The organism is Rhodococcus sp. PSBB066, assembly GCF_017068255.1.
In the GTDB taxonomy this organism is placed as follows: domain Bacteria; phylum Actinomycetota; class Actinomycetes; order Mycobacteriales; family Mycobacteriaceae; genus Rhodococcus; species Rhodococcus aetherivorans.
Window position 1 is genome coordinate 2,534,499 of the sequence record NZ_CP070859.1, and the last position, 13,241, is coordinate 2,547,739.

Here is a 13,241-nt window from a genome sequence, read left to right on the forward strand (position 1 = left end):
GCGGATGAACCGGGGAGCGCGGGTACGGGCCGGGGGCGCCGTCGCGGCGATCGTGCTGCTGGTGGCGGCATGCTCGGAGGAGCCGCCGGCGCCGCCGCCGGTGGACCCGGCCGCGCTGGCGGGGGCCGTGGGAATCGACGCGGTGGTCGGCCACCTCACGGAACTCGAACGCATCGCCACCGAGCACGACGGCAACCGCGCCGTGGGCACCGCCGGCTACGACGCGAGCGTCGACTACGTCGCCGGCCGGTTGCGCGACGCGGGATTCGACGTGCAGACCCCGGAGTTCGACGTCCGCAGTTTCGACGTCGAGACCGAGACCCTGACCGTCGCCGGCGCGCCGGTGCCGGTCCGGGCCCTCGAGTTCTCGCCGTCCACCGGCCCGGACGGACTCACCGCCCGGCTCGTGCCGGTGCCCGCCGACGACACGCCCGGGTGCGAGGCCTCCGACTACGACGGGCTCGACGTCTCCGGCGCCGTCGTGCTCGTCACGCGCGGGGTGTGCCCGTTCTTCGTCAAGCAGCAGGTCGCGGCCGAACGCGGTGCGGCGGCGCTCCTCGTCGCCAACAACGAGGACGGTGCGCTCGCCGGCGCCACCCTCGGCGAGGAGGGCAACGACCTCGTGCCCGCCGCGGGGATCAGCGGCGCCGACGGCCGCGCGCTCGCCGCCGCACCCACCACGGTGACCCTCGTCCTCGACACCCGCGTGGACAGCGTGCGCTCGCGCAACGTGCTCGCGCAGACCGCCACGGGCTCGACCGACGACGTGGTCGTCGTCGGCGCCCACCTCGACAGCGTCCCGGAGGGACCGGGCATCAACGACAACGGCACCGGCGTCGCCGCGGTGCTCGAGACGGCCCTGCAGCTCGGCAGCGACCCGGGTGTCACCAACGCGGTGCGGTTCGCGTTCTGGGGTGCCGAGGAGGTCGGGCTGGTCGGCTCCACCGACTATGTGGCCTCCCTGGACGACGCCGCCCGCGAGGACATCGCCCTGTACCTGAACTTCGACATGCTCGGGTCGCCGAATCCGGGCTACCTCGTCTACGACGGCGACGACTCCGACGCGGTGGGCGCCGGACCGGGACCGGAAGGCTCGGCCGGCATCGAGCGCACTTTCCTGGGCTACCTGACGTCGCGGGGCGTCGCCGCGGACGGCACCGACTTCGACGGCCGCTCCGACTACGGGCCGTTCGTCGACGCGGGCATCCCCTCCGGGGGCGTGTTCTCCGGTGCCGACGACCGCAAGACCCCGGAGCAGGCGGGCAAGTGGGGCGGCACCGGCGACGCGCCGTTCGACCCGAACTACCACAGCCCGCAGGACACGCTCGCCAACATCGACCGGGCCGCGCTCGCCGTCGCCGCGTCGGCCGTCGGGTACGGGGTGGGCACGTATGCGCGGACCGTCGCGGGACCGGACGGGGTTCCCGTCGGGCCGCAGCGCGCCGAGGTCCGCTCCGATGGATGAGACGCCGGCCCCGGGCTTCGGTCGTCGCCTCGCGGACCGGTTCTCGGCCGTGGACCGGCGGCCCGAGCTGGTCCGGCTGGCCCGGCGGCTGCGACGCGCGCTCCCCGGCGATCCCGGGTTCGGCGATCCGCTGTCCACCGCCGGGACCAGCGGGCCGCAGGCCGTCGCCCGGCTGGCCGGACGGTGGCGCGACGTCGACCAACCGAGCGCGGTGCACGAACTCGGATTCGGCGCGCTGCAGGCCTGGCAGGCGCTGCTCGAACGCGCCGGCGCCGGCCGCGGCGACCGGGAGGTCACCGTGGTCTTCACCGACCTCGTGGGGTTCTCGACGTGGTCCCTCGCCGCGGGCGACGTCGCCACCCTCGACCTGCTGCGGCGCGTCGCCCGGGCGCTGGAGCCGGCGTTCACGGACCGCGGCGGCACCGTCGTCAAGCGGCTCGGCGACGGTCTGATGGTGGTGTTCGACCGGCCGGAACGGGCGCTGGACGCGATCTTCGCGGCCCGCGCCGCCCTGACGGCGGTGACCGCGGACGGCTACCGGCCGCGGATCCGGGTCGGCGCGCACACCGGTCGGCCCCGGCGGATCGGCAGCGACTGGCTGGGTGTCGACGTCACCGTCGCGGCCCGCATGATGGAGCTCGCCGGGAACGGGCACGTGGTGGTGTCCTCCGCGACGCTCGACGCACTGCCGGCCGGTGCCGTCGACACGCTCGGCCTCGAGGTGCGCCCGCACCGGCGCGGGCTGTTCGCGTCGGCCCCCAAGGGTGTACCGCCCGAACTCGGGATCTGGCGGATCAGGACTGCAGTCGCCACAGGGGGTTGACCGGGCCGTGCCCGGCGCCGAGGTCGTACGACCACTCCAGGCACCGGGTGACCCACTCCTTGCCGAACTCCACGGCCTCGGGCACCGACCACCCGTGGGCGAGGGCCGACGCGATCGCCGCGGCGAGCGTGTCGCCGCCGCCGTGATCGTTGCCGGTGTCGATGCGGGGGCTGGTGAACTCGAGGAACCGGTCCCCGTCGAACAGCAGGTCGGTGCTGACGTCGGAGGTGCGCAGGTGCCCGCCCTTGACGATCGCCCACTGCGCGCCGAGGCCGTGCAGCGCCTCGGCGGCGCGTCGCGCGGAGGCGTCGTCGACCACCTCGATGCCGGTGATCAGCCGCACCTCGTCGAGGTTCGGCGTGACCACCGTGGCCTGCGGTATCAGGGTGTGCCGCACCGCGTCGAGAGCCTCCGCGTGCAGCAGGGGATCGCCGTGCATCGACGCGCACACCGGGTCGACCACGAGCGGCACCGGCCGATCGCGGCCGATGCCGACCTCCGCGCACACCGCGGCGACCGCCTCGATGATCCCGGTGGAGGCGAGCATGCCGGTCTTGGCGCCCGAGACCCCGATGTCCTCCACCACGCACCGCACCTGCGCGGCCACCGTCTCGGGCGGGATCTCGTGAAAGCCGCTGACGCCCACGGAGTTCTGCACGGTCACGGCCGCGACGGCGACGCAGGCGTGCACGCCGCACATCGCCATGGTGCGCGAGTCGGCCTGGATGCCGGCCCCGCCACCCGAGTCGGTTCCGGCGATGGTGAGGGCACGGACCGGGGTTCGGCCCTTCGGGGCCAGGGGCAGCAGCTTCACGGCTGCGACCCTACCGATTCGATCGGGACGTAGACCTGGCCACCCGCGCCGGCGAATTCGGCGGCCTTGCCGGCCAGCCCGGCCCGCACGTCCGCGGAGATCCGCATCGAGCAGAACTTCGGGCCGCACATCGAGCAGAAGTGGGCCTTCTTGGCCGGCTCCGCCGGCAGCGTCTCGTCGTGGAACGCGCGGGCGGTGTCCGGGTCGAGGGACAACGCGAACTGGTCGTGCCACCGGAACTCGAACCGGGCGCGGGAGAGCGCGTCGTCGCGTTCCCGGGCGCGCGGGTGGCCCTTGGCGAGATCCGCCGCGTGGGCGGCGATCCTGTACGCGATCACCCCGGTCTTGACGTCGTCCCGATCGGGCAGGCCCAGGTGCTCCTTCGGCGTGACGTAGCAGAGCATCGCGGTGCCGGCCCGGGCGATCATCGCGGCGCCGATCGCCGAAGTGATGTGGTCGTAGGCGGGAGCGATGTCGGTGGTGAGCGGCCCGAGGGTGTAGAAGGGGGCCTCCTCGCACAGCTCCTCCTCAAGCCGCACGTTCTCCTCGATCAGGTGCATCGGCACGTGTCCGGGACCCTCGATCAGCACCTGGACGCCGTGCGACTTCGCGACGCGGGTGAGTTCCCCGAGCGTGCGCAGCTCGGCGAACTGGGCGGCGTCGTTGGCGTCGGCGACGGAGCCGGGACGCAGGCCGTCGCCGAGGGAGATCGTCACGTCGTAGCGCTGCAGGATCTCGCACAGCTCGGCGAAGTGTGTGTACAGGAACGACTCCCGATGGTGCGCCAGGCACCATGCGGCCATGATGGCGCCGCCGCGCGAGACGATGCCGGTCACCCGGTGCGCGGTGAGCGGGATGTGCCGCAGCAGCACCCCGGCGTGGACGGTCATGTAGTCGACGCCCTGCTCGCACTGTTCGATCACGGTGTCGCGGTACATCTCCCAGGTCAGCGCGGCCGGATCGCCACCGGCCTGCTCGACGGCCTGGTAGATCGGCACCGTGCCGACGGGCACCGGCGAGTTGCGCAGGATCCACTCGCGGGTCTCGTGGATGCGCGGGCCGGTGGACAGGTCCATGACGGTGTCGGCCCCCCACCGGGTCGCCCACACCATCTTGTCGACCTCCTCGGCGATCGAGGAGGTCACCGCGCTGTTGCCGATGTTCGCGTTGACCTTCACCCCGAAGGCCTTGCCGATGACCATCGGCTCGAGCTCGGGGTGGCGGTGGTTCGCCGGGATCACGGCCCGGCCGGCGGCGACCTCGGCGCGGACCGTCTCGGCGGGTACGCCCTCGCGGGCGGCGCAATAGCGCATCTCCGGGGTGACGACGCCCGCGCGGGCGGCGGCGAGCTGCGTGCCCGGGTGCCGCGGCCACCCGGCCCGCAGTGCCGGCAGGCCCGCGGCCAGGTCGACCACGACGTCGGACTCGGTGTACGGCCCGGACGTGTCGTACAGGTCGTGGTGCTCGCCGGTGGTCAGGTGGACCCGGCGTACCGGGACCGACATCCCCGGTTCCCCGGGCACGGCGACGTAGTGCTTGGTGCTGCCCTCGATGGGGCCGGTGGTGACGGCGCCCGCGCCGGACGCGGACGAGCCGGATACAGCTGTGCTCACGAGATGATCTCCCTACGCCGGAATTACCCGGTCAGGTTCTACGGTCGACGGCCCCGAGCCGTCCTCTCAGCCCGCTGGTGCGAGCTCCCGTGTGGTTGCGATGTGCGGTGCCACCATAGCGCAGCACCGTGCCGGGGGCAGGACGGCACCGCGCGGGGGGTGGCAGGGCAGCACCGTGTCGGGGGCAGGACAGATATTTGCCGCCTACGTCTCGGCGGATACACCCTGCATGCTCTATAGTGGCGTAGGTCACAGTTCGGTTACGGCACCACGGAGGGGATCATGCTCGTCAACTCGCCGCGTACCGAGGTGACCGACAACAAGGATCAGAACCGCTTCGAGCTACGCCTCAACGGGGATCTTGTCGGGATCCTCGGGTATTTCGACACGGATCGTCCCTCGGGCGTGCCCGGGCGCAACCATCCCGTCGTCGATTTCCTGCACACCGTCATCGTCGAGGACTTCGGGCACCGTGGGCTCGCGGGGGTGCTCGTGGGCCACTCCCTGGATCTCGCGCGTCAGCGTGGCTGGCGGGTCCGGCCCGTGTGCACCTACGTGCAACGGTTCCTCACCGCCCACCCCGAGTACCGGGACGTCGTCCTGCCGCTCGAGCCGACCGCCGGCCGTCGCTGACGCGCGGATTCCGCCCCGCCGTGACCGGGTCGCCTCAGTCGGCGAGGTCGACGACGACGGGCGCGTGGTCGCTCGCGCCCTTGCCCTTGCGCTCGTTGCGGTCGATCTCCGCGCCGGAGACCCGCGCCGCGAGCGCGGGGGAGCCGAGGACGAAGTCGATGCGCATGCCCTGGCGCTTCGGGAAGCGCAGCTGGGTGTAGTCCCAGTAGGTGTACACACCCGGGCCCGGGGCGTGCGGGCGCACCACGTCGGTGAAGCCGCCGTCGAGGAAGGCGCGGAACGCCTCCCGCTCCGGCTCCGACGTGTGCGTCCGACCCTCGAAGAACGCCGGATCCCACACGTCCTCGTCGGTGGGAGCGATGTTCCAGTCACCGACGAGCGCGATCTGCTTCTGCGGGTCGGCGGCGAGCCAGGCCTGTGCGTCGGCCCGCAGCTTCGCCAGCCACTCGAGCTTGTAGACGTAGTGGGGATCGGCCAGCTCACGGCCGTTGGGCACGTACAGGCTCCACACCCGCACGCCGCCGCACGTCGCGCCGATCGCCCGGGCCTCCTGAGCCGGGTCGGCGTCCGGGTCCTTGGTGAACCCGGGCTGGTCCTCGAACCCGACCTGCACGTCGTCGAGACCGATGCGGGAGGCGATGGCGACGCCGTTCCACTGGGAGAGCCCCACGTGCGCCACCCGGTAGCCGAGTTCTTCGAACCGCTCGTACGGGAACTGCTCGTCCTTGCACTTGGTCTCCTGCATGGCGAGCACATCGGTGCCCGTCCGCTGCAGCCAGTCGAGGATCCGGTCGGTACGGGCACGGACGGAGTTCACGTTCCAGGTAGCAAGACGCACGTCCCCACTCTAGGCGAGCGGACCGACAGGTTCCGTGGCGTACCGGTAGCGGTGGTGCTCGACGAATCCGAGCGCCCGGTACAGGCCCCGGGCGGCGGTGTTCCCCGCCGCGACCTGCAGGTATGCGTGGGTGGCGCCGTGGTCGCGACCCCACTGCAGCAGGGCCCCGCACACGAGCGTGCCGAGGCCGTTCCGGCGGTGCGCGGCGGCCACCTCGACGGCGGTCAGGCCCACCCAGCGGCGGCCGTCGGGGGCGTCGGTGACCGCGGCCCGGGCGATCGCCAGGGTCTCCGTGTCGCCGCCGATGCGGCCGAAGCCCAGGACGCCGCCCAGGACGGACTCGACGACCGCCCGGCCTTCGGCAGGCATCGGCGCGCCACGGTAGCGGTACAGCGACAGCCACCCGGGGTCCGGGCCGGCGCTCACGGTCACGGGGGTGGCGACGCCGGGCAGCGGCACGTTGTCGAGGTCGGCGGCCAGCACCTGCACCTCGTCGCTCGGTGCCCACCCGTGCGGGAGCCGGGCGAGCCGGTCCGGCAGCAGGAGCCGCAGCGGCAGGCCGCGGACCGCGAACCACTCGCGCATCCGGGCGTGCACGTCCGGATCGAGGGGGTCGGCGACCGTGCCCGGGTCGCCGAGCGGGGTGGCGGAATTCGCGCGGCCGGTGAAGCCGGCGCCGGCCCGCAGGAGCCAGCCGTCGATCCAGCCCTGTTCCAGCCCGGGCCAGGCGGCGGCCGCGGCGTTCTCGAGGGCGCGGATCTCACCGGTGCGGATCGGCCGGGCACCGAGGGCCTTGAGCGCGACCACGGCCTCGGGCGCGACCTGCACGAGGCGGCCGCCGGCGGTGCGCACCACCACGGCCGGTTCGAGGGAGACCAGCTCGCCGATCACGTCGGTCATCGGGTGGCTGTAGCCGGCGGGCAGCCGGTAGCGCAGCACCACCCGGGTGCCGACGGGTACGGACTGCTCGGTCGTCACCGGTGCGTCAGTCCTCGTCGTCGTGGCCGAACGGGTCCTCGACCGTCCCGGGCACCCAGCTGAGGCCGGGCACGCCCCACCCCGCCCGCTTGATCGTCTTCTTGGCGGCGCGGGCGTTGCGTCCGATGAGCTTGTCGACGTACAGGTAGCCGTCGAGGTGGCCGACCTCGTGCTGCAGCATCCGGGCGAAGAAGCCGTGGCCCTCGATCTCGATCGGGTTGCCCTCGGCGTCGGTGCCGGTGACCTTCGCCCACTCGGCGCGCCCGGTGGGGAACTGCTCGCCGGGGACCGACAGGCACCCCTCGACGTCGTCGTCGGGGTCGGGCATCGTCTCCGGGATCTCCGACGTCTCGAGCACCGGGTTGATCACCTCGCCGCGGCGGCGGACCACGTTGCCGGCCTCGTCCAGGTCGGGGCAGTCGTAGACGAACAGCCGCAGGTCGACACCGACCTGGTTGGCGGCGAGACCGACGCCGTTCGCCGCATCCATCGTCTCGTACATGTCGGCGATCAGCTGGGCCAGTTCGGCCGGCGACTGGGTGACCGGTTTCGTCGGGTGATGCAGGACGGGGTCACCGACGATCCGGATCGGAAGTATTGCCATGGTGCAAGAGGATAGTGGGCAGGACTCGCCTGTCCGTTGAGCCGGTACCTGTCGTACCACCGTGGTTGAATTGCCCTCGGAAACACCCGGGTCCGATCGGACCTCGGCGTGATTCGAGGCAGTCGAGGAGTGAGATGGACGGCGCAGCAGCGCAAATCGGTAACGAATCCGAGCAGGTTTCCGACCGGAGCAACCACGCCGAGAACAACCACGCCGAGAACAACCACCCCGCGGCCGGCCCGGACGAGGCCGGCACGGACGGTCTCTCTCGCCGGGAGCGCGACATCCTCGCCTTCGAGCGGCAGTGGTGGAAGTACGCCGGTGCCAAGGAAGAGGCGATCAAGGAACTCTTCGGTCTGTCCGCGACCCGCTACTACCAGGTCCTCAACGCGCTGGTGGACCGGCCGGAGGCGCTGGCGGCCGACCCCATGCTCGTCAAGCGGTTGCGCCGGCTGCGGGCCAGCCGGCAGAAGGCCCGCGCCGCGCGCCGGCTCGGCTTCGAGATCACCAAGTAGTACGAGTACGACGGTGATCCGGCGGGCGCGGCAACTAAGGTCGAGAGCGTGAGCACAACCTCGGAATCGTCGGGTCCGCCGCTGCGAGCGCTCGCGATGGTGCTGATCTCTCTCGCCATCCTGTTCGCCGGCCTCGGTCTCGCCTCGCTCGGAGGCTCCGATTCCGAGAGCCCGGCTCCCGAGCCGACGACCGAGCCCGCGGCCGCGCCGGCGACCACGTCCGCGACGTCGGCGCCGCTCGCCGCGACGTCGGCGAGGACGACCGCCCCCGGTGCGGCTCCGTCGGCCACGACGACGGTCTCCGCCACCACGTCGGCGGGGGCCGCCGCCCCCGTGCGGGTGCTCAACAACAGCAACGTCTCGGGCCTGGCCGCCCAGACGGCCGGCCTGCTCGAGGACGAGGGATTCACCGTCGCGGAGACGGGCAACTACAGCGACGGCGTGATCGAAACCACGTCCGTGTACTACGGCACGGGCCCGGGGGAGCGGCAGACCGCGGAGGCGGTGGCCGAGGCGCTGGGGGTGACGGCCCAGCCGCGCTTCGCCGGGATCCGGGACTCGTCGCCGGGCGTCATCGTCATCGTCACCTCGCCGTGAGGGCTTCCGCCCCCCGGCTATGATCAGGTGACTTTTCGCCACTTCGAAGGAGCGGTTTGATGGCCTCGAGTTCCACCCGTCGCATGTCCTGGCGTGCCCTGGCCCCGATCGTCGCGATCGCTGCGGTGGGCCTGAGCGCGTGCTCGAACAGCGAGGAGCCGAGCGACACCCCCGGCACCACCCCGCCGGTGTGGACGGGTTCCGCGGCGCCGGAGGGCGCCGACGAGGCCCACGGCGGCAGCGCTGTCCCGGGGGAGGCCACGACGGGCGCGGCGGGCGGCACCGGCGGCGCGGAGCACTCCGCCGAGCTGCGGACCCCGGCCGGTGCGGCCGCCGGCACGGTCACCTTCACCGAGGTCGACGGAGGCGTCGAGGCGACCGTCGAGCTCGAGGGCATGCCGGTCGGCTACCGCGGCGTCCACGTCCACGAGGTCGGCAAGTGCGAGACCAACTCCACCGCCCCGACCGGCGGCGAGCCCGGCAACTTCCTGTCCGCGGGCGGGCACCTGCAGGCCGGCGGCAACACCAGCATCCCCGAGAGCGGTGACCTCGGTGCGGTCGTGGTGCGCGAGGGCGGCTCCGGATCGCTGACCGTCACCACCGAGGCGTTCACCCTCGACGACCTGCAGGGCGGGGACGGCACGTCCGTCGTCGTCCACCAGGAAACCGCCGGCGGCGAGCGTCTCGCCTGCGGCGTCGTCTCCTGACGGCCACCTCCCGAAACTCTACTTGCAGGGCCCCGGCGACCGGCGACGGTCGCCGGGGCCCTGTGGTTGGATCGATTCGTGCCTGTACCGTTTCCCGGTTCACCCCGCCCGACTCTCGGCGTCGAGTGGGAGATCGCGCTGGTGGACAAGAAGACGCGCGACCTGTCGAACACCGCCGCAGTCGTCTTCGACGCGGTCGAGCAGCGCGCCGGGCAGACCCCGCGGCTCACCAAGGAGTTCCTCCGCAACACCGTCGAACTCGTCACCGACGTGCACGACACCGTCGCCGAGGCCGTCGGCGACCTGGCCGAATCCCTCGACCTGCTGCGCACCGCCGCCGATCCCGCGGGGGTGGATCTGATCTGCGCCGGCACCCATCCGTTCGGGCAGTGGACCGACCAGGTCGTCACCCGGTCCCCGGACTACGACGAGATGATCGAGCGCACCCGCTGGTGGGGCCGGCAGATGCTCATCTGGGGCGTGCACGTCCACGTCGGTGTCTCGTCCGCGGAGAAGGTCATCCCGATCCTCAACGCGTTGCTGGTGAAGTACCCGCACATGCTGGCGCTGTCGGCCTCCTCACCGATCTGGGCGGGCGTGGACACCGGCTACGCGAGCAACCGTGCCCTGATGTTCCAGCAGCTGCCGACGGCCGGACTGCCGTACCACTTCGAGAGCTGGGCCCAGTACGAGAGCTTCATCGAGGACCAGCTCAAGTCCGGGGTCATCACGAAGCCGGGCGGCATGCACTGGGACATCCGCCCGTCGCCGCGGTGGGGCACCATCGAGGTCCGGGTCTTCGACGGCATCACCAACAAGGCCGAGCTGGCCGCCCTCGTCGCCCTCGTGCACTCGCTCGTCGTGTACTACGACGAGCGGCTCGAGCGGGGCGAGCAGCTGCCCACCCTGCAGCCGTGGCACGTCAAGGAGAACAAGTGGCGCGCCGCCCGCTACGGCCTCGAGGCCGAGGTGATCCTCGACCCGGTGTGCCACGAGCGCCTCGTCACCGACGACCTGAACGACCTGCTCGAGCAGCTCACTCCCACGGCGGCGCGGCTCGGCTGTGCGGACGAACTCGCCCAGGTGGCGCAGATCCCCGTGCGGGGAGCCTCCTACCAGCGGCAGCGCCGGATCGCGGAGCAGACCGGCGGCGACCTCGTCGCGGTGGTGGACTCGCTGGTAGAGGAACTGCGCGCCTGAACGATCGGCCGCGTTCCCGCACAGTTCACACGCTGTTTACCATGTACCGGTGTCGATCCGAGGGGTGGAGCGCCCGAAGGCGCAGCCGGCGCATGTGCCGCAATTGTTCGTTCCCCTCGCTCTGACCGGCGCGATCCTCGGTGTCCTCGTGGCCGAGGCGGTCGCGCGGTACAGCGGGTTCCCCGGGCCGCTCCCCGGACTCGTCGGCGACGTCGTCGCGATCCCGAAGTCGGCGTCCGTGCCGTGGGCCGGTCTCGCGCTGGCGATGGTGGGCCTGACCGCGCGCCTGCGGTACGTGGCGGTCGGTGCCGCGGTGCTGCTCGACGGGGCGTTCGCGGCCGAGCGGTACCTCACCGGCGGGCCCCTGACGGTGGGGAACGGGCCGACGATCGTGCTCGTGCTGCTGGCCGGATACGCCGCGGTCGCGTTGCAGGGCGGCCCGCGCCGCGGTGCGCTGCGCGGCATCGCGCTCGGGGTTCTGCTGGTGCTCTCGGTCAAGATCGGCGACACGTGGCTCGAACTGACCGCACGGACCCGGCCGGACGTGCTCGACGAGTACGTCCAGCTCGCCGACCACGCCCTGGGCAATCCGTCGTGGCTGGCGGGCCGGGCTCTCGAATGGCTCGGGCCCGGCGTGTACGCGGTGCTGCACTGGGTGTACATCGAGCTGCCCGTCGCGGCGATCGTCGTCGCCGTGTACCAGCTCCGCAACGCCGGCGGCGGCCGCCCCTGGCCCGCACACCACCTGGTGCGCACCTTCCTGCTCATCGGCCTGGTGGGGCCGCTGGTCTACATGCTGTTCCCGGTGGTGGGCCCGATCTTCGCGTTCGGCGACCACGGCGCGGGCTGGCAGGTGGGGACCTTCTGGCCGGCTGCGGTGCCGTGGAATCCCGACCCGCAGCCGATCCCGTTCGACGCGGTCACCCCGCGCAACTGCATGCCGAGCCTGCACACCGCGTGGGCGCTGGCGCTGTTCCTGCACACCCGGGGCGGCCCCGGTTGGCTGCGGCTGCTCGGCACCGGGTGGCTCGGCTGCACCCTCGCCGCCACGCTGGGCTTCGGCTACCACTACGGCGTGGACCTCGTCTCCGGCGCGGTGCTGTGCCTGACGCTCGAGGCCGCGCTGCGCGACCCGGACCGCGGCTGGGGCTGGTTCCGCATCCGCCTCGTCGCGGGCGGCACGGCGGTGCTGGCCGCGCAGCTGGCGGCCTACCGGTACCTGCCGGGTCTCATGGCGGAGCACGCTCCGCTCGCCGGGCCCCTCCTGCTCGGTTCGCTGGTGGTGGTGGCGGTGGCCTTCCACGTCACGTTCCATGCGGCCGACGGCGATCGCCGGCCGGATGCGGTCAGCTCCCGTCCGGCGACTGCTCGTCGCCGCTGAGCAGACCGTCGCGGCCGAGCTGCTCCCGGTAGGCGAGCCGGCCCACCCGGTGGGCGATGACGGGAGCGGTCAGCACCATGAACATGCCCGCCAGCGCCAGCATCCAGATGTCGACGTTGCCCCGCAGGATGAGCATCGCGCCGCCGAGCACGAACAGCAGGCCGACCACCTGCGGTTTCGTTGCCGGATGCATGCGCGAGAGGGTGTCGCGGAAGCGCACGATGCCGACCGCTGCGGTGAGGGAGATGACCGAGCCGATCAGGATGAGGACGTGGCCGACGAGTTCCAGCACGGTGGTCACTGGTCGTCACGCACCCGGAATCGTGCCACCGACACCGAGCCGATGAATCCGACGAGGGCCAGAGCGACGACGGCCGGCACGATCGTCGTATCCCGGCTGTGCACCGCCCACGCGGCGAGCCCGCACATCGCGATGGCCAGCAGTGCGTCGAGGGCGATCAGCCGGTCCAGCGAGGTGGGGCCGGCCAGCACCCGGTAGGTGATGAGCGCGGCCGCGACCACCAGCAGAGCGCCCGAGAGCGCCAGTATCACCGTCATCACGCCTCCTCCCGGACGACCCAGGGGCTGGGCTGCCATTCGTTGTTGCGTTCGAACGTCGAGATCAGCAGGCGTTCGATGCGCCGCGCGGAGCGGTAGAAGTCCGCGACCTTCCGGTCGGTGCCCACGTCCAGGACGTGGACGTGGACGATCCGGCGGGCCTGGTCGATCTCGAGGACCATCGTGCCGGGGATGTTGTTCATGATGTCCGCCCACAGGGTGAGCACCAGGTCGGACTTGATGGTGAGCCGGCACCGCAGCACACCGGTCACCGGCGGCGGCGCCGGCCGGATCGCGAGCCACCCGACCGAGACCGTGGACTTCATCGTATCCACGAAGATCACGGCGGCCAGGCGCACGGCGGACAGCACGTGCAGGCGGCCCTCGACGGGCACCCGCGGCAGCGGCAGCATCACTGTGACGATCACCGCGACGGCGATCCCGCCGAGCAGGTTCGCGGCGCTGAAGGTGCCCCACAACAGCACCCACACCAGCGTCATCCAGCCCAGGACGAA

At 72.2% G+C, this 13,241-nt stretch carries 16 protein-coding genes and 1 riboswitch; of the genes, 8 read left to right on the top strand and 8 right to left on the bottom strand.

Annotated features, from left to right (window positions below; translation table 11 throughout):
- Positions 1–4: 4 nt before the first annotated feature.
- Together JYA75_RS11660 and JYA75_RS11665 are read left to right on the top strand one after the other, a co-directional pair.
- Positions 5–1,465, top strand: a complete 1,461-nt coding sequence (locus JYA75_RS11660; protein WP_203330063.1) for a M28 family peptidase — start codon at positions 5–7, stop codon at positions 1,463–1,465.
- On the top strand, positions 1,458–2,288 hold the full coding sequence (locus JYA75_RS11665; RefSeq protein WP_168579940.1) for an adenylate/guanylate cyclase domain-containing protein: 831 nt from the start codon (positions 1,458–1,460) through the stop codon (positions 2,286–2,288). Before JYA75_RS11660 ends, JYA75_RS11665 begins: the two co-directional genes overlap by 8 nt.
- On the opposite strand, the gene thiD is transcribed toward JYA75_RS11665, so the two are convergent.
- Both thiD and thiC read right to left on the bottom strand, forming a co-directional pair.
- Positions 2,260–3,102, bottom strand: coding sequence for a bifunctional hydroxymethylpyrimidine kinase/phosphomethylpyrimidine kinase (gene thiD, locus JYA75_RS11670; protein ID WP_006938226.1), 843 nt, complete (start codon positions 3,100–3,102; stop codon positions 2,260–2,262). The genes JYA75_RS11665 and thiD overlap by 29 nt on opposite strands.
- Entirely contained in the window at positions 3,099–4,715 is a 1,617-nt protein-coding gene (gene thiC, locus JYA75_RS11675; RefSeq protein ID WP_006938227.1) for a phosphomethylpyrimidine synthase ThiC, read from the bottom strand. Before thiC ends, thiD begins: the two co-directional genes overlap by 4 nt.
- A riboswitch (TPP riboswitch) is annotated at positions 4,707–4,816 on the bottom strand. It overlaps the preceding gene by 9 nt.
- A 181-nt stretch (positions 4,817–4,997) precedes the next feature.
- On the opposite strand from thiC, the gene JYA75_RS11680 reads away from it, so the two are divergent.
- On the top strand, positions 4,998–5,348 hold the full coding sequence (locus JYA75_RS11680) for a GNAT family N-acetyltransferase (protein WP_029545338.1): 351 nt from the start codon (positions 4,998–5,000) through the stop codon (positions 5,346–5,348).
- A gap of 34 nt (positions 5,349–5,382) precedes the next feature.
- Here JYA75_RS11680 and JYA75_RS11685 read toward each other — a convergent pair whose 3' ends face one another.
- From JYA75_RS11685 to JYA75_RS11695, 3 genes are read right to left on the bottom strand one after another with little or no spacing between them, the layout of a single operon-like run.
- Positions 5,383–6,186: an exodeoxyribonuclease III gene (locus JYA75_RS11685; protein ID WP_029545336.1), complete on the bottom strand. Its 804-nt coding sequence runs from the start codon at positions 6,184–6,186 to the stop codon at positions 5,383–5,385.
- Between the two features lie 9 nt (positions 6,187–6,195).
- Positions 6,196–7,164, bottom strand: a complete 969-nt coding sequence (locus JYA75_RS11690) for a GNAT family N-acetyltransferase (RefSeq protein ID WP_029545334.1) — start codon at positions 7,162–7,164, stop codon at positions 6,196–6,198.
- Positions 7,165–7,171: 7 nt separating this feature from the next.
- On the bottom strand, positions 7,172–7,768 hold the full coding sequence (locus JYA75_RS11695; RefSeq protein WP_050035669.1) for a peptide deformylase: 597 nt from the start codon (positions 7,766–7,768) through the stop codon (positions 7,172–7,174).
- A gap of 134 nt (positions 7,769–7,902) precedes the next feature.
- Between JYA75_RS11695 and JYA75_RS11700 the strand changes: the two genes are divergently transcribed.
- The 5 genes from JYA75_RS11700 (at position 7,903) to JYA75_RS11720 (ending at position 12,168) form a co-directional block, all read left to right on the top strand.
- Positions 7,903–8,283: a DUF3263 domain-containing protein gene (locus tag JYA75_RS11700; protein WP_006938240.1), complete on the top strand. Its 381-nt coding sequence runs from the start codon at positions 7,903–7,905 to the stop codon at positions 8,281–8,283.
- A 48-nt stretch (positions 8,284–8,331) separates the two neighbouring features.
- Entirely contained in the window at positions 8,332–8,880 is a 549-nt protein-coding gene (locus JYA75_RS11705; protein WP_006938242.1) for a LytR C-terminal domain-containing protein, read from the top strand.
- A 59-nt stretch (positions 8,881–8,939) separates the two neighbouring features.
- On the top strand, positions 8,940–9,587 hold the full coding sequence (locus JYA75_RS11710) for a superoxide dismutase family protein (RefSeq protein WP_029545328.1): 648 nt from the start codon (positions 8,940–8,942) through the stop codon (positions 9,585–9,587).
- Between the two features lie 78 nt (positions 9,588–9,665).
- Positions 9,666–10,787, top strand: coding sequence for a glutamate--cysteine ligase (locus JYA75_RS11715; RefSeq protein WP_102799057.1), 1,122 nt, complete (start codon positions 9,666–9,668; stop codon positions 10,785–10,787).
- Positions 10,788–10,890: 103 nt separating this feature from the next.
- Positions 10,891–12,168: a phosphatase PAP2 family protein gene (locus JYA75_RS11720; RefSeq protein WP_221776378.1), complete on the top strand. Its 1,278-nt coding sequence runs from the start codon at positions 10,891–10,893 to the stop codon at positions 12,166–12,168.
- On the opposite strand, the gene mnhG is transcribed toward JYA75_RS11720, so the two are convergent.
- From mnhG to JYA75_RS11735, 3 genes are read right to left on the bottom strand one after another with little or no spacing between them, the layout of a single operon-like run.
- Entirely contained in the window at positions 12,134–12,469 is a 336-nt protein-coding gene (gene mnhG / locus JYA75_RS11725) for a monovalent cation/H(+) antiporter subunit G (RefSeq protein ID WP_006932437.1), read from the bottom strand. The two genes, JYA75_RS11720 and mnhG, sit on opposite strands and share 35 nt — an antisense overlap.
- Positions 12,466–12,726: a monovalent cation/H+ antiporter complex subunit F gene (locus tag JYA75_RS11730; RefSeq protein WP_006932436.1), complete on the bottom strand. Its 261-nt coding sequence runs from the start codon at positions 12,724–12,726 to the stop codon at positions 12,466–12,468. The genes mnhG and JYA75_RS11730 overlap by 4 nt, the downstream gene beginning before the upstream one ends.
- Positions 12,726–13,226, bottom strand: a complete 501-nt coding sequence (locus JYA75_RS11735) for a Na+/H+ antiporter subunit E (protein WP_044475672.1) — start codon at positions 13,224–13,226, stop codon at positions 12,726–12,728. The genes JYA75_RS11730 and JYA75_RS11735 overlap by 1 nt, the downstream gene beginning before the upstream one ends.
- Positions 13,227–13,241: the final 15 nt, after the last annotated feature.